Annotated in this window: 14 protein-coding genes; 7 read left to right on the top strand and 7 right to left on the bottom strand. The window is 34.2% G+C overall.

Annotated elements, in window-relative coordinates:
- Nucleotides 1–35: 35 nt before the first annotated feature.
- From scfB to wecB, 7 genes are all read left to right on the top strand, one after another.
- Nucleotides 36–1,397, top strand: a complete 1,362-nt coding sequence (gene scfB, locus BN2746_RS04000) for a thioether cross-link-forming SCIFF peptide maturase (protein WP_055078565.1) — start codon at nucleotides 36–38, stop codon at nucleotides 1,395–1,397.
- A complete protein-coding gene (locus tag BN2746_RS03995; protein WP_055078564.1) occupies nucleotides 1,398–2,759 on the top strand; it encodes an aminotransferase class I/II-fold pyridoxal phosphate-dependent enzyme in 1,362 nt (453 codons plus the stop codon).
- A 60-nt stretch (nucleotides 2,760–2,819) separates the two neighbouring features.
- Entirely contained in the window at nucleotides 2,820–3,191 is a 372-nt protein-coding gene (locus tag BN2746_RS03990; RefSeq protein WP_055078563.1) for a GntR family transcriptional regulator, read from the top strand.
- Nucleotides 3,175–3,891, top strand: a complete 717-nt coding sequence (locus BN2746_RS03985) for an ABC transporter ATP-binding protein (protein WP_055078562.1) — start codon at nucleotides 3,175–3,177, stop codon at nucleotides 3,889–3,891. The genes BN2746_RS03990 and BN2746_RS03985 overlap by 17 nt, the downstream gene beginning before the upstream one ends.
- Nucleotides 3,876–4,721, top strand: a complete 846-nt coding sequence (locus tag BN2746_RS03980; protein WP_055078561.1) for a hypothetical protein — start codon at nucleotides 3,876–3,878, stop codon at nucleotides 4,719–4,721. Before BN2746_RS03985 ends, BN2746_RS03980 begins: the two co-directional genes overlap by 16 nt.
- An 84-nt stretch (nucleotides 4,722–4,805) precedes the next feature.
- Complete coding sequence (locus BN2746_RS03975; protein WP_055078560.1) at nucleotides 4,806–5,897, top strand: glycosyltransferase family protein; 1,092 nt, start codon at nucleotides 4,806–4,808, stop codon at nucleotides 5,895–5,897.
- On the top strand, nucleotides 5,894–6,955 hold the full coding sequence (gene wecB / locus BN2746_RS03970) for a non-hydrolyzing UDP-N-acetylglucosamine 2-epimerase (protein WP_055078559.1): 1,062 nt from the start codon (nucleotides 5,894–5,896) through the stop codon (nucleotides 6,953–6,955). Before BN2746_RS03975 ends, wecB begins: the two co-directional genes overlap by 4 nt.
- 551 nt (nucleotides 6,956–7,506) lie before the next feature.
- Here wecB and BN2746_RS03965 read toward each other — a convergent pair.
- The 7 genes from BN2746_RS03965 to BN2746_RS03935 all read right to left on the bottom strand — a co-directional run bounded on the left by BN2746_RS03965 (nucleotide 7,507) and on the right by BN2746_RS03935 (nucleotide 15,106).
- A complete protein-coding gene (locus BN2746_RS03965) occupies nucleotides 7,507–9,522 on the bottom strand; it encodes an ABC transporter permease (RefSeq protein ID WP_055078558.1) in 2,016 nt (671 codons plus the stop codon).
- Nucleotides 9,503–10,276: an ABC transporter ATP-binding protein gene (locus BN2746_RS03960; protein ID WP_055078557.1), complete on the bottom strand. Its 774-nt coding sequence runs from the start codon at nucleotides 10,274–10,276 to the stop codon at nucleotides 9,503–9,505. Before BN2746_RS03960 ends, BN2746_RS03965 begins: the two co-directional genes overlap by 20 nt.
- A 644-nt stretch (nucleotides 10,277–10,920) precedes the next feature.
- On the bottom strand, nucleotides 10,921–11,862 hold the full coding sequence (locus BN2746_RS03955; protein ID WP_055078556.1) for a sensor histidine kinase: 942 nt from the start codon (nucleotides 11,860–11,862) through the stop codon (nucleotides 10,921–10,923).
- The gene (locus tag BN2746_RS03950; protein ID WP_055078555.1) at nucleotides 11,859–12,530 is read right to left on the bottom strand and encodes a response regulator transcription factor; all 672 of its coding nucleotides are present in this window, start codon (nucleotides 12,528–12,530) and stop codon (nucleotides 11,859–11,861) included. Before BN2746_RS03950 ends, BN2746_RS03955 begins: the two co-directional genes overlap by 4 nt.
- A gap of 81 nt (nucleotides 12,531–12,611) precedes the next feature.
- Nucleotides 12,612–13,241 carry an epoxyqueuosine reductase QueH gene (locus BN2746_RS03945; protein WP_055078554.1) on the bottom strand — a complete coding sequence of 210 codons (630 nt, stop codon included), beginning with the start codon at nucleotides 13,239–13,241 and terminating at the stop codon, nucleotides 12,612–12,614.
- On the bottom strand, nucleotides 13,234–14,106 hold the full coding sequence (lipA, locus tag BN2746_RS03940) for a lipoyl synthase (protein WP_077064927.1): 873 nt from the start codon (nucleotides 14,104–14,106) through the stop codon (nucleotides 13,234–13,236). Before lipA ends, BN2746_RS03945 begins: the two co-directional genes overlap by 8 nt.
- A complete protein-coding gene (locus BN2746_RS03935; protein ID WP_055078553.1) occupies nucleotides 14,099–15,106 on the bottom strand; it encodes a lipoate--protein ligase in 1,008 nt (335 codons plus the stop codon). Before BN2746_RS03935 ends, lipA begins: the two co-directional genes overlap by 8 nt.
- Nucleotides 15,107–15,119: the final 13 nt, after the last annotated feature.

Below are 15,119 nucleotides of genomic sequence, written 5' to 3'. Positions count from 1 at the left end.
TTTATAAATTTAAATAGATTATTGAAGGAGATTTTATGATTCATAAATATAAAATGCATGGTAGAAATATCGTAGTTGATGTTAACGGTGGAGCTGTTCACTTATTTGATGACATCTCTTTTGATATTTTAGACTACTATAAAGATAAGAATAAGGAAGAGATAATAGAATTACTTTCAAAGTACGATGCGACTGACGTGTCCGACTGTTATGACGAAATTGAAAACATGGAGAAAAATGGACTGCTTTATTCCTCCGACGACTACATCGACTTTGATGCAATTAAAAATAAAAAACCTGTTTTAAAGGCAATGTGCCTTCATGTGGTACACGACTGTAACTTAAAGTGCAAATACTGTTTTGCATCCCAAGGGGACTTTGGTGGACACAAGGCATATATGACGGAAGAGGTTGGCAAGAAAGCGCTAAAGTACCTTGTTGAAAACTCTGGTTCAAGAAAGGCCCTTGAAGTTGACTTCTTCGGTGGCGAACCCCTTATGGACTTCCCCCTTGTGAAAAAACTTGTAGAGTACGGAAATAAAATCGCAGAAGAAAATGGAAAGTACTTCCGTTTTACAATAACCACCAATGGAGTTTTACTAAATGACGAAATCATCGACTATATAAATGAAAATATGCACAATGTGGTGCTAAGTCTTGACGGCCGTAAGGAAGTTAATGACGAGATGAGACCAACTTTAAATGACAAGGGCTCATATGACATAATCGTTCCAAAGTATCAAAAGCTAATTTCAAAAAGAGGAAAGAAGTCATACTATGTTAGAGGAACCTTTACCAAAAATAATTTGGACTTTTCAAAGGACTTGGAACTTTTTAGAAGTTTAGGCTTTAATTTATCTTCCGTTGAGCCGGTCGTGGACCCAGACAACAATCCATATGCAATTACAGAAGAGGACTTGCCAGTTATTTTAAAGGAATATGAAGACTATGCAAAGACCTACGCAGAGCTTCAAGTTGAAGGTGACCATTTTAAGTTCTTCCACTTTATGGTGGACCTAACCCAGGGCCCATGTATCTTAAAGAGAGTTTCTGGTTGTGGCGCCGGATGTGAATATGTGGCTGTTACTCCAGAAGGGGACGTGTATCCATGCCATCAATTTGTAGGTAACGAAGATTTTAAAATGGGCAATATCTTAGACGAAGACTTTACAATGCCTAAAGAAACACAAGAACTATTTGGCTCAGCCCATGTATTTGAAAAGGAAGACTGTAAGGACTGCTGGAACAAATTTTACTGCTCTGGAGGATGTCATGCCAATGCATATAACTTTAATGGTGATATCCATAAGCCTTATGCTGTCGGCTGTGAAATGCAAAAGAAGAGAACGGAATGTGCAATATACACGGAAGTTGAAAAGATGTTAAAGGAAAATTAAATGACAAAACTTAATACGCCAATACTGTCGGGACTGTTAAAACTAAAAGACAATGACAAAATAAGATTTCACATGCCTGGGCACAAGGGCCATGCTGATGAACTCTATAAACCGATTATAGATAATCTACTACAACTTGACTTCACCGAAATCAACGGTTCTGACAACCTATATAACACTAATGGAATTATTGAAGAGTCGTTAAAGCTTTTGTCCAAGGAAAGAGGCTCAAAAAAATCTTTTTATCTTACCAATGGTACCACCGTTGGGATTCTTGCAGGCATAATGGCGCTGACAAATCACAAAGACAAGGTTTTAATTGCAAGAAACTGTCACAAGTCCGTTTACAATGCAATCGAACTTAATGAACTTGTTCCAATTATCTTGGAACACGAAAAAACTGAGACTGGACTTGAAATTCCAATTGCAGAAGAAGAATTTTTAAAGGTTTTAAAAAATGATAGAGACATAAGGATGGTTATTCTTTCAAGACCAAACTACTTTGGACTGTCAAGAGATATTAGAGAGCTTGCAAAGTACTGCAATGAAAATGATGTGTATCTCTTTGTGGACGAAGCCCATGGATCACATCTTAAATACCATAGTGCCTTGACTGTAGATGCAATGGAACTTGGAGCAAGTCTTTCAGTAAACTCATTTCATAAGACCTTGCCAGCACTTACACAGACATCTGTCATAAACTTTGGCTACAATATGAGTGACGAAGATATTGCAAAGGTCCTATCTATGATTGAAAAACTTCAGACCTCTTCTCCCTCTTACATCTTTATGATGTCTTTGGAGTTAAGTAGCGCCTATATGACAAAGTGTGGCGAAAAAAAGTTTGAAGATTTAAAAAATTATGTGAATGACTTCTATAAGTCTATTGAGGACTTGGATTTTGTATTTTATCCTTCCTTTTCTAAAGATTTGGAACAAGATTTTTCAAGAATAATATTACAAACCTCTTTCCCCGCAGTTTATCTTCGTCATCACCTTGAAGAACAGGGAATATATATTGAGATGATCACAAAAAATATTATGGTTTTAATTACAAGCCCGATGGATAAAAAGGAAGATTTTAAAGCACTTTCAAAAGCAATAAAATCTTTTAATCTGAAGGACTATAAGGATTTTATAACTTATGATAATATAAATAAAGAAAATACATCTTCACTTTCAAAGTCTGAAGGAAAAAAATTAAAGGAAAATATTATTATCTATCCACCTGGAAATATATATTTAAAAAAAGGTGACATAATAAAAAAAGAAGATGTAACATACTTAATGGATTTAATTGAAAATGGCGTTAAGGTGTTTACAGACTTTTCAAAGGACTTAAACAATCTATATGTAGAATAAAAATATTGACATTCCTATCATATTGCTGTATTATTAAGATAACACAGCAGGAGGTGCTTTATGGAATTTAATGATTTTCAACCTATCTATGTACAAATTATGGATTACTTTAAGTACAAGATTATAAGAGGTGAACTTAAACCTAACGAAAAGATTCCATCTGTAAGGGATGTGTCCTCCGTTTTAAAGGTCAATCCCAACACTGTTCAACGAAGCTTTCAAGAACTTAAGAACGAAGGGATTATCTATTCTCAAAGAGGACTTGGAAATTTTATAACATCAGATGAAAAGATATTAAAAGAATTAAATGTCGTTAAAGGCAGAGAGATTATTTCAAATTTCTATAACGAAATAAAAAGCCTTGGACTTAATAAAGAAGAGTGTTTCAATTTATTAGAAGAGGAGTGGCAGGCACATGAGCAATCTAATTGAAATAAGAGAATTAAATAAAAAATATGGTAGCAACTACGCCTTAAAAGACATAAATCTATCTTTAGAAAAAGGTAAGGTAATTGGTCTTTTAGGTCCTAACGGCTCTGGAAAGACAACGCTAATAAAAATTATCGCAGGGCTTATCAACACCTACCAAGGCGAAGTACTACTTGATGACTTCAAACCAGGAAAGACTACAAAAGCATTTGTGTCCTACCTTGCAGACAGAGAGATCTTATACACTTTTAAAAAGATTTCTGATTGCATAAAATATTATGCGGACTTTTATGAAGACTTCGACAGAGAAAAATCTGTAAAGATTTTAGAAAGCCTTGGACTTAATCCAAGTCAAAAGATTTCTTCACTTTCAAAGGGCATGAACGAAAAGCTTCACCTTGCCATGGTCCTTTCAAGAAAGGCAAAGATTTATATTATGGACGAACCTATTGCAGGAGTTGACCCTGTGGCAAGGGACGAAATCTTAAACACCATAATAGATAATATTGCGCCGGAAAGTCTTATGATTATATCAACCCACTTGGTTAAGGACATCGAAAACATCTTTGAACAAGTAATATTTATTAAAGACGGAGAGATAGCTCTTTTTGACACAGCAGAAAATATTAGAGAAAGAGATGGCTCTTCTATAGAAGAAAAATACAAAAGAGTATTTGGAGGTTTACAATGGGAAAACTTTTAAAATATGAATTTAAAAAGGCTTCGTCCTACTTCTTGTATCTTATAGTAGGTGGATTTATAGCCTCATGTCTATTAATTTTAGGAATTAAATCCTTTACTGGCGATAATCTTGAACCAGGACTTAACACAGTTAATGATAATGGTCTAATCTTTCCAATAACAATGATAGTATCAGTAATAATTGCTACTGCCATATTGATATGCTTTATATTTTATGTTGTTTCAAACTACAAAAGAGATTTATATAACAACCAATCTCTACTTAAGTTTACCCTTCCAATAGATGGAAAGGACTTCTTAAACTCAAAACTTATCAACATAATAATATGGACAATAATACTAAATGTAACAATAACAGCAGGATTTTACTTTTTCTCAAAGTTCTTAATCCCAAATATTCATGAAGCAGTTATAAAATCAATTAGTATGGCATTGACCAATACAGAAATAAATATTAGCCATGTGATAATTATAGCCGTTATTCAGTTTTTACAAAGCATCTTTTCCTTTGTATTATTATACTTTTCCATAACATTTACAAAGGCAGTGTTTAAAAATTCAAACTCAGGAATACTTTGGCTATTAGTTTATTTAGCTTTCTCTATTGCACATTCAATAGCATCATACTTTATAAACCTAATGGTGCCATATAGAGTTGAGTTCTTTAAGAGAATTGAATTAGTTGAAAGAAGTTTTGATATGTTTGCACAGGGTCCTCCTCAAGATATGTTTTTATCCTTTAACCTTGCAGCAGCAGTACTATTCACAGTGCTTTGTATAGTATATTACTTCTTAACCAGATATATGTTAGATAACAAAGTCGATTTATAGACTATAGGACAATCCTCGGATTGTCCTTTTTTAATGTAAATTTTGAAAGGCTATGTTATAATCATACGGAAAGAAAGGATTATTATGAATAAAAATATTATATTTCACATTCCGTTTTATGCGGACAAAAACCATTTAAGTGGTTCAAATATAAGACCATATAAGATGATTGAAGCCTTTGAAAAGATTGGATTCAATGTTGATGTGGTTATGGGCTATGGCGCCGAAAGAAAGACTCAAATAGAAAATATTAAAAAAAATATTGAACAGGGAGTTTTATATGACTTTTGCTACAGCGAAAGCTCCACCATGCCAACACTACTTACAGAAAATAATCATTTACCTAAGTACCCAAACTTAGACTTTGGCTTCTTTAAATATTTGAAATCAAAAAATATAAAGATTGGACTTTTTTATAGAGATATACACTGGCTCTTTGAACAATACAAGAACAATGTTTCATTTTTGAAAAGAGCAATTTCAACTTATTTTTATAAATACGACTTGAAAAAGTATGTTGACCTTGTGGATATAATCTACTTGCCAAGTTTGAAGATGAAAAACTATATCCCTATAAATCAAAATCTTAATTTTAAAGAGCTTCCCCCAGCCATAGATGAAGAAATAGAATATGAAAAAACTGAAAACAAAGAATTAAAACTATTTTATGTTGGTGGAATGGGAGAACTTTATCAACTGGATGAGTTCTTTAAAGCTGTAAGCTCCCTTGATTTTGTAACGGTCACAGTTTGCACAAGGGAAGATGAATGGAAAAACATTAAAGACAGATATTCTCCTTACTTAAATGAAAGGGTTAAAATTATTCATGAAGGTCCTTCTGGTTATGCTCCATACTTAAAAGAATCAGACATAGCTGTGCTTTTTGTAAAGCCAATAAAGTATTGGGACTTTGCAATTCCAGTAAAACTTTTTGAATATATTAAGTACTCAAAGCCAATTCTTTCCGTCGAAGGCTCTGCCGTTTCTAACTTTGTAGAAAAAAATGATATTGGTTGGGTACTGCCCTACTCATCATATGAACTAAAAAATTTACTTATAAAATTTTTCGAAGACAAAAATGAAATCGAAATTAAGACGAGAAACACAAGGGAAATTATTCCACGAAACACTTGGACTGCAAGGGCAACGAAGGTAAAGGAGGATCTAAGTAAATGAAGATTATGTCAATTATAGGTGCAAGACCTCAGTTTGTAAAAGAGGCCATTGTGCAACATGAAATAAATAAATATGATGATATTGAAGAAGTTGTTGTTCACACTGGACAACATTATGACGAAAATATGTCGGGAGTATTTTTTGACGTGCTAAAGATGAAAAAGCCCGACTACAACTTAGGCATCAATGGCATGACCCATGGCGAAATGACCGGCAATATGATTATTGAAATAGAAAAAATCTTACTAAAGGAAGAGCCGGACCTTTTAATCCTATACGGTGACACCAACTCCACCTTGGCGGGAGCAATTGCAGCGTCAAAGTTAGGTATAAGTGTCTGCCATATTGAAGCAGGCCTAAGACAGGAACCTAAGACAATGCCGGAAGAGATAAATAGAGTTCTTACCGATAGAATTTCAAACTTTTTATTTGTTCCAAGCGAATATGGCCTTGAAAATCTTAAGAAGGAAAACATCACAAATAATGTTTACTTCACTGGAGACGTTATGTATGACATCTTCTTAAGGATGAGACCTTCCTTTGACGACTCACTAATGAAGGAGCTGTCCCTGGAAGAAGATAAATTTATACTTATGACCCTACACAGGGACTTCAACGTGGATAAAAAAGAGACTTTAGAAGAAATCCTTACACAGGTTGACAGGGTTTCAAGGGAGATTCCAGTGGTGTTTCCAATTCATCCAAGAACAAAGTCGAGGGTTGAAAAGTTCGGTCTGTCTCAACTACTTGAAAATGTAAAAGTATTAGACCCTATTGACTACCTAAGCCTAATGGGTCTTACAGAAAAATGTAAAATGGTTTTAACAGACTCCGGTGGATTTCAAAAAGAATCCTACTTTGCCGACAAGCGTGCAGTAGTAGTTATGGAAGACACTTCATGGAGAGAACTTACGGACAAGGGAATAAATATGCTTTCCGCTCCGGAAGATATTTATAAACATATTATGAGTAATGACGATGTAGTATTTGAAGAAAATATTTATGGAAGTGGAAACGCAGCGGAAAAGATTGTAAAGATATTGCATAACAATAAATAAAAGTTAGATTAAAATTTGCGACATGCTTTCGCTGAAATATAGTGATTATCTTTCCTGCATGTCATTCTGAGCGGAAATTTTTGCATAGCAAAAATTGAAGTCGAAGAATCTCGCGGAGCTGAAAAGATACATGGAAATAAAAAAGTATATAAGATGATAACATTCCATACTAAAAAGTTCGCTTCATGATGTAGGGATAGCCTCGCTTCGCTCGGAGATGTTTCGACTCGCTCTCGCTCGCTCAACATGACAAAGCGGGGAGTCACATTTCTAATAAGGATAAAAATCTTTCAAAATACAATTACAAAACCAAAAGAAAATCTTTTTGGATTTTCTTCCGCTTTCACAACGGGGTCTCGGGGCTGGCCCCGAGTCGTTGGGAGGTAAAGGGGGTTCCCAAGGGGGAAAGGAACATACGAAACGGTTCCTTTTTCCCCCTTGGTGGAATAAAAAATGATAATATACTAGAAATAAAAAAAGGTAATAGGGTGAAAAACCCTACTGACCAAAAACAAATATTAAAAGAGCGAAATTTATTCGCTCTTTTAATATTATCTATTTTCATATCTCTTTGCCATCTTTAAATACACCACTGTTGAAAGCTTAAACATTACAAAGTAAACCACAAGATATATTCCCATGCCAATGGCGGTGGACTTAATAAATGTCGTCTTGTCCATAACTCCTACTATCTTTACGATGTCAAAGACTATTTTCGACGCTCCCATGGTGTGGCAAAGGGCAACTATCAGTGGTGCAAAGAACATAAAAAAGTTTTGTCTTCCCACTTGGTTTTTAATCTGTCTATTGCTCATACCGATTTTTTTCATAATAGAAATATTTTTTCCGTCTTCAATTCCCTCGGAAATCTGTTTGTAAAATATTATTATTGAAGTGGTTATTATAAATATTATGGAAAGCAATGTGGAGACAATGTAGATTCCACTGTAGATTTCTTTAAATTCCTGTCTTGATGCTATGCCATTTCCAAATGATGCTTCATATTTTCCGTCTATCTGGCCTACAACAATATGTTCACCGATTCCATTATAAAAACTGCTCTTTACATTTTTATTGTCAACTAAGTCGATAAAAATGTCTGTGAATTTATGGTAGCTTCCATTATCTTCATGGTCTTTAATCAATTTATCGATTTCATCGGTAAATGCCTTAGTATCCTTTGTCACAATAATTAAATTGTGAAATAGGCCTTGGGCAGGATCTGAAATATATTTTGGTTTTTCTTCTAAGTTTCTTACTTTGAAATTTAAATCTCCCATATGGAAGTTTTCGAAAGTTTTTTTCTTGTTTGAGTAAATTAAAACTTCTCCGTCACTAAGCTCATACTTTTCTTCTGAAATCTTATTCATTTCTTCTATGTCAACTACACTGATTAAGTCGGTGTTATCTTCCATTTTTTGTTCCAACCCATCTACATATAGCTTTGGTGTAAAGTTTTCCTTTTCACTTTTGGTTTCAAACTTAATTGTCTTTACAGATTTAATATCCTTTATAGGCATATTAGTTTCTTTTGAAAGTTTTTGTAATTCCCCTTCTATATCTTTCTCCAATTGGTCATCAAAGGCATAATAACTTATATTGTAGTCAGCCGGGAAGGCATCTTCTAAAAATACATCTCTACTCTTTAACATTCCCGTAAGACAAGTAAACACAACTAAAAACATTGTGGAGATTATGCAGATGCTTGCAAGGGATGCGGAAGACTGTCTAACTCTAAACAAAAGTCCTGAGATAAAGTTCATATTCTTTTCTTTATAATAAACTCTTTTATTTTTCTTTAACGCCTTTAAAATTATCACTGATATTGAGCCAAAGAGAAAAAAAGTTCCAATTATAACTGCAATTACTGCAACAAAAAATATTTTTATACTTGTAAATATGGAGTCTGTGGATAGGGCCTGATAGTAACCAAAGATTAAAAGAGCCATACCTATAACTATTCCAATAATATTTGCCCTTGGTTCCTTCTCTCCCTCCCTACTCTTTTGCATAAGCTCAATTGGATTTAGCTTTCTTGTGGAGATGATATTTATAAAACCTAAAACCAAATGGATTATTATAAAAATTCTAACTGTTTCAAAAATAAAAAACTTATTTACTGAAAACACGTCAATAGCTTTTACATCAAGTATTTTAACAACCATCCTCAACACTAATGGATAGGTTATAATTTCTGTAACTATTCCTATAATCATCGATATAATGGCGGTTAAAAAAGTTTCTATGGCAATGACTTTGCCAATGCTCTTTTTTGAAACACCAATCATGGAATAAAGTGCCAAGTCACCGAGCCTGCTCTTTCTAAGGACAGAGTTAATGTATAGTAGGAACAGTACTGCAAAGACCATTATAATCCATGTTCCAAATCCCAGTACCATAAATATGGTTCTTGACCCTTCACTTTCTTTAATAAACTCGGAACCGTCCAAGTTCAAAAGTAAAAGGTAGATATATACAAAAATTGATGATGCAAAGATATATGGGATGTATATAAGCTTGTTGTTCTTGATATTACTTAGGGCTACTTTAAATTCCAGCTTCTTCAAGGCTTCCACCTCCCGCAAGTAACATCATTTGTGTTTGAACTAACTTTTTATACATCTGGTCGTTATTCATATCACCTTTGTAAATGTCGTGAAAGATTATTCCGTCCTTTATAAAGAGAACCCTTGATGCACGACTTGCCGCCATGGTGGAGTGGGTTACCATTAGTATGGTCTGCCCGTTTAAGTTCAAGTCCTCAAACACATTTAAGAGTTCCATGCTGGAGTTTGAGTCAAGAGCTCCTGTCGGTTCATCTGCAAGTAAAATCTTTGGATTTGTTATCATGGCACGAGCTATGGCAACTCTTTGTTTTTGTCCTCCAGACACTTCGTATGGATACTTGTCAATAAGCCTTTCTATCCTTAACTCCTTTGAAATTTTGTTAAGCCTTTCTTCCATTAGAGATATTTTTTCATTTGAAAGCACCAGTGGAAGATAGATATTGTCCCTGTTATTCAATGAGTTTAGTAAATTGAAATCTTGATACACAAAACCTAAATTATTTCTTCTAAAGACGGCTCTTTCTTCATCACTCTTTTTAAAAATGCTCTCACCCTTTAAGTTGACCTCTCCGTAAGTTGGGCTATCTACAGTTGCAATAATATTTAGTAATGTAGTCTTTCCAGAACCAGACTCTCCCATAATTGCAACAAACTCTCCCTCTTCAACTGTAAAGTTAACGTCCTTAAGGGCTTCTACCGAAGTCTTCTTTCCTCTATAAACTTTTTTCAAATTCTTTACTTCAAGAATATTCATTTTAACCTCCTAATATTTCGTTGAGATTATAATATAGTTTTTTTTGGAATTAATCCCAAATTTAACCTTACAGTTTTTTTCTAAACTTACAAGTTGTAAGATTAGAGGGGGTTGTTATGTAGGGTTACACCCTACGAGGTTTAGGTTGTCCAGTATTGTCATACTGAGCGAGCGACAGCGAGTCGAAGTATTCTTGACCTAACAGAAGACGAAGTCTTCGTTGTAGGTCAAATGTCGATCTCGTTTCACTTTCCAATAGAAAAGTGTCAGAAGGCGACCTCGAGATTTTCTAAGAAAATCTCGGTAAAAGTTTATTGATTTGTTTTGTAGGTCTGTGACCTATTATTTTATTATTTCTATTGCTTTATTATTCCACCAAGGGGGAAAAAGGAACCGTTTCGTACGTTCCTTTCCCCCTTGGGAACCCCCTTTACCTCCCAACGACTCGGGGCCAGCCCCGAGACCCCGTTGTGAAAGGGGAAGAAAATCTTTTGGATTTTCCTGTTTTGGTAATGTGTTTTTAAAGATTTTCTTTTTCAGTCTTTATTATTTTAACAATTCTATTTGTTTTCTTGAGATTCTTCGACTGCAAAATTCCTCTGGGATTTTTTCGCTCAGAATGACAGAGCGAAGGAACTTCACTCTCAATCTTCTATTAGCTCTCTTCTTTGTAAATTAATTTTAAACCTCGTTCCAACTCCCACTTCTGACTCAATTACATAATCATATTTTAATTTATGAAGTATATCATTAACTAAAAACAGTCCAATGCCTGTGGAGTTTGAAAACTCTCTGCCATTTTCGCCTGTAAAGCCAAAGCCAGTAACCCTTGGCAAGTCCTCCTTTGGAATACCTATGCCACTATCTTCTATAACAAGTACCTTAGTGTCTTCACTATTTGTAATTTTTATATAGCCATCTTTTGTGTATTTAAGTGAGTTAAACACAATTTGGTCTAACACAAAGCTAAACCACTTTGGATCTGTGACTATTTCAATGTCTTTAACATCTAAAATCAATTTTAAATTCTTTTCAATAAAGAATAGTCTATACTTTCTAATGGTCTTTTTCACAACCCCTTCAAGTGATACTTTCTTAAAGCTGTAGTCCTTTGATTTTTCCATGGACTTCATATAGTTTATCATCTGACTAATATATTCTTCTGTCTTTTGCACTTCAAGCTCCACAGAACTTTCTGCACTTCTCTCTGCCATAAGGGAAATTGCCGCCAGTGGTGTCTTTACTTGGTGTGCCCAAAGTGTTAGGTATGAGTTTAAATCCCTTAAATCACTTTGGTTTCTACTGTTTATTTCAATCATTTCCCTTTCCAGTTCTACGTATGCCTTTTTATTTTTCAAACTTAATGTGTTCTTATCTAAAACCACATATTCATTTGAGTTAAGTTTTGATTTAAATATAAAATACCTTATTATCATGGGGATACACAGAAAAAATAGTGACAGTCCCATGTAGTAGGCGATTATTTTTAAATCTATTTCAAAGGCAAAGAACACCAATGCACTTGCCACACACATGATTATGTATGATATTACATAGCCTTTATTTATCTTAAAAAAATCAATCATTTTATTATATAACCTACGCCCTTTTTAGTTTCCACAAAGTCTTCTATTCCCACATCTTGTAACTTTTTTCTAAGCCTTGTCACATTTACAGTAAGGGTGTTGTCGTCAATGTAAGAGTCTGTTGCCCAAAGCTTATCCATAATTTGTGACCTTGTTACAACTCGGCCGATATTTTCCATAAGTATTTCCAAAATTAGATATTCGTTCTTGCTTAGTGGCTGTTCTTTGTCCTTATATATTATTGTCATAGCGTCAAGGTCCAGTGCCACGTCTCCATGTTTTATTTGTGAGTTGGAGTTTTTGTTAAATGTGTATGCACGGCGAAGCTGCGCCTTTATTTTCGAACGAAGTATTTGCATTTGAAATGGCTTTGCTAAAAAGTCATCTCCACCATAATTGATGGCGTTAATTAAATTTATGTCGTCACCGGCGGAAGTTAAAAAGATTATTGGCACATTTGAAAAATTTCTAATCTCTTCACAAAATATAAATCCATTTTTATATGGAAGTTTTAAATCCATTAGCACCAAGTCATAGTCTTTCTCTTTAAATTCCTCCACAACATTTTTAAAGTCCTTAACTGTACCTGTTTCATATCCCCAGGTCTGAAGTTGAAACTGTAATTCTTCACAGATTTTCTTTTCGTCTTCTACAATAAATATCTTCATATTGCCCTCCTGACTTTATTATACATTATTAAAACTTTATTTATTCGACTTAGACAAATTGTAATAATTAAAAAAGAGAGATTATTTTTTCTCTCTTTCTTCAGCTTCTCTTTTTGAAAATGGACATCCGCAGTAGTCCTGTCTATAGATGTTCCAGTCCTTTGAAAGTTCCACCGACTTTTTGTATCCATCTTTTTTCTTAAAGTCATTTGGTAAATGCTTAACTCCATATTCTTGTGCAATTTTTTCTCCAAGTTTGTTTATTATCTGTGCATTTTTGTATGGACTTACTGAAAGGGTTGTTGCAAAGTAATCCATGTTTAAATTTTTTGCAAACTGCGCCGCTTCTTTTAGTCTAAGCTCATAGCAGTTAAAACATCTTTGTGAACCTTCGGGAAGTTGTTCCACTCCTTTGACCGCATCAAAGTATTCTGCAGGGTCATACCTTCCTTCTAAAAATTTAATTTCAAATCTTCCATTAACCTTTTCTAAAACCTTTTTTTGCTCTTCCAGCCTTTTATAGTATTCTTCTCTTGGATAGATATTTGGATTGTAATATAACAGTGTAATTTTGAAGTAGTCACTGAGCAGTTCTAAAACCGATGTGGAACATGGACCACAACAGGAGTGTAAAAGTAAAGAGGGAGGATTTTCTAAATCTATCTCCCTAATCACCTTCTCGAATTCTATATAATAATTCTTTTTATTCATCTAATTTTATAGCCTTTGCCTTGTAGGATGATCTTACAAATGGACCTGATGCAACTTCTTTAAAGCCCATGTCTAAAGCTATCTCCTTGTACTTGTCAAATTGTTCTGGTGTTATATACTCTTCAACTTCCAAGTGATCAAGTGATGGTCTTAAGTATTGACCGATGGTAAGCATATTTACATCAATCTCTCTAAGTGCCTTAAATGTTTCTATCATCTCTTCTTCAGTTTCGCCAAGACCAACCATGATACCTGTTTTTGTAACAAGACCTTTTTTCTTTGCATAGTCTAAAACTTTTAATGATCTTTCAAAATTCGCTCCTGGTCTTACTTTCTTGTATAGTGATGGAACTGTTTCGATATTGTGGTTAAGCACGTCTGGCTTTTCGTCATAGATTATATCCATAAATTCTTCTTTGCCATGAAGGTCTGGAATTAATACTTCCACAGTTGTGCCTGGATTTTTCTTTCTTATTTCTCTAATAACATCTCTAAACTGAGTAGCTCCTTCATCTGGAAGGTCATCTCTTGTAACTGATGTTACTACTGCATGTTTAAGTCCAAGTCTTCTTACCGCCTCTCCAATATGTGCTGGCTCCTCCTTGTCTACCATGTCTGGAGTTCCATGAATAACATCACAGAAGTTACAATTTCTTGTACATCTACTTCCAAGAATCATAAATGTAGCTGTTCTTGCTTCAAAACATTCCATCCTATTTGGACAGTTAGCCTCTGAACAAACTGTATTTAAATGTAAATCGGAAATTAGATTTCTAACTTCTGCAGCCTTTTCTCCACCTTGAATTTTAATTCTCATCCATTCTGGTTTTCTTTTTATTTTCAAAACGTCACCATCCTTATTCATTTGCAACTAATTCTTTGTCAATCAAATCTTTATAGAACAGGTCTTTGATTAGGGTTTCTATTGAAAGTCCTGTTATGTAGCAAGAAATATCTTCGTCTTTTAGAGCGTCTCTTAAATGTTTTTCTGAAAACTTTATTCCTTGAAGCTTATCTGTAAGAGACTTTACATCTTCCATTCCAAAAAAATCTCCATACATCTTCATCTCTTTTATTATGCCCTCTTCTATACCAATAGCATATTCAACTATTCCAAAGTCGTGTTTTACTGAATACTTTATGTTTGCTTTTGGATTCTTTCCATAGTTCCAGTCGTCACAACCGTACTTGTTGTCTACAATTTTTCTAATTTCTCTGTCAATATCTCTATCAATTTTTATAAATTTTGTAATTTCAAAGTCTTCCATTACGGTTTTAGAAATTTCATCCATAAACTCAGTTACAGACATGTCTAACAATTCCTTTAGACACCCCACTCTACTGGAGATGGAAGAAACATTTTTTCCAACAAATTTTAATGGATTTGGTCTTAGGGCATGTTTCATCACTTCAACGTTGCCACCAAAAAGAATTGAACCGTGATGTAGTACTTTTCCCTTGTTGTGATATTGAGCATTCCCAGAAAATTTTTTGCCTTCAATCACAAGATCATTTCTTCCCGTGAACTCCCCATCTATTCCAAACTTCGCCAAAGTATTTATAATTGGCTTTGTAAAATATCTAAAAGAGTCTCCTTCTCTTTCCTTAGTTATGAAACTGTATTGTATAATATCCAAATCGCAGTAAATTGTGCCTCCTCCTGAAGGTCGTCTAACCACATCAATTCCATTTTCAATACAATAATCCAAGTTTACTTCTTTATATATATTTTGATTCCTTCCAAGTAACACCGTCGGTCTGTTTCTCCAAATTATGAAGATGTCATCATCATAATTATTAAAAAAATATTCTTCCAGTGCATGGTTATAAGAAGGATTTACACTATTATTTTCTACAACGATCACATTATCACCTCAG

Origin of the sequence: Lagierella massiliensis, from assembly GCF_001407835.1 — a bacterium.
GTDB classification, from domain to species: domain Bacteria; phylum Bacillota; class Clostridia; order Tissierellales; family Peptoniphilaceae; genus Mediannikoviicoccus; species Mediannikoviicoccus massiliensis.
This window is presented reverse-complemented; position numbering and strand designations above follow the sequence as displayed.

Excerpts from the sequence above, each read along its gene's own strand:
- scfB (WP_055078565.1), top strand. The coding sequence starts at position 36 with ATGATTCATAAATATAAAATGCATGGTAGAAATATCGTAGTTGATGTT.
- BN2746_RS03995 (WP_055078564.1), top strand. The coding sequence starts at position 1,398 with ATGACAAAACTTAATACGCCAATACTGTCGGGACTGTTAAAACTAAAA.
- BN2746_RS03990 (WP_055078563.1), top strand. The coding sequence starts at position 2,820 with ATGGAATTTAATGATTTTCAACCTATCTATGTACAAATTATGGATTAC.
- BN2746_RS03985 (WP_055078562.1), top strand. The coding sequence starts at position 3,175 with ATGAGCAATCTAATTGAAATAAGAGAATTAAATAAAAAATATGGTAGC.
- BN2746_RS03980 (WP_055078561.1), top strand. The coding sequence starts at position 3,876 with ATGGGAAAACTTTTAAAATATGAATTTAAAAAGGCTTCGTCCTACTTC.
- BN2746_RS03975 (WP_055078560.1), top strand. The coding sequence starts at position 4,806 with ATGAATAAAAATATTATATTTCACATTCCGTTTTATGCGGACAAAAAC.
- wecB (WP_055078559.1), top strand. The coding sequence starts at position 5,894 with ATGAAGATTATGTCAATTATAGGTGCAAGACCTCAGTTTGTAAAAGAG.
- BN2746_RS03960 (WP_055078557.1), bottom strand. The coding sequence starts at position 10,276 with ATGAATATTCTTGAAGTAAAGAATTTGAAAAAAGTTTATAGAGGAAAG.
- BN2746_RS03955 (WP_055078556.1), bottom strand. The coding sequence starts at position 11,862 with ATGATTGATTTTTTTAAGATAAATAAAGGCTATGTAATATCATACATA.
- BN2746_RS03950 (WP_055078555.1), bottom strand. The coding sequence starts at position 12,530 with ATGAAGATATTTATTGTAGAAGACGAAAAGAAAATCTGTGAAGAATTA.
- BN2746_RS03945 (WP_055078554.1), bottom strand. The coding sequence starts at position 13,241 with ATGAATAAAAAGAATTATTATATAGAATTCGAGAAGGTGATTAGGGAG.
- lipA (WP_077064927.1), bottom strand. The coding sequence starts at position 14,106 with ATGAATAAGGATGGTGACGTTTTGAAAATAAAAAGAAAACCAGAATGG.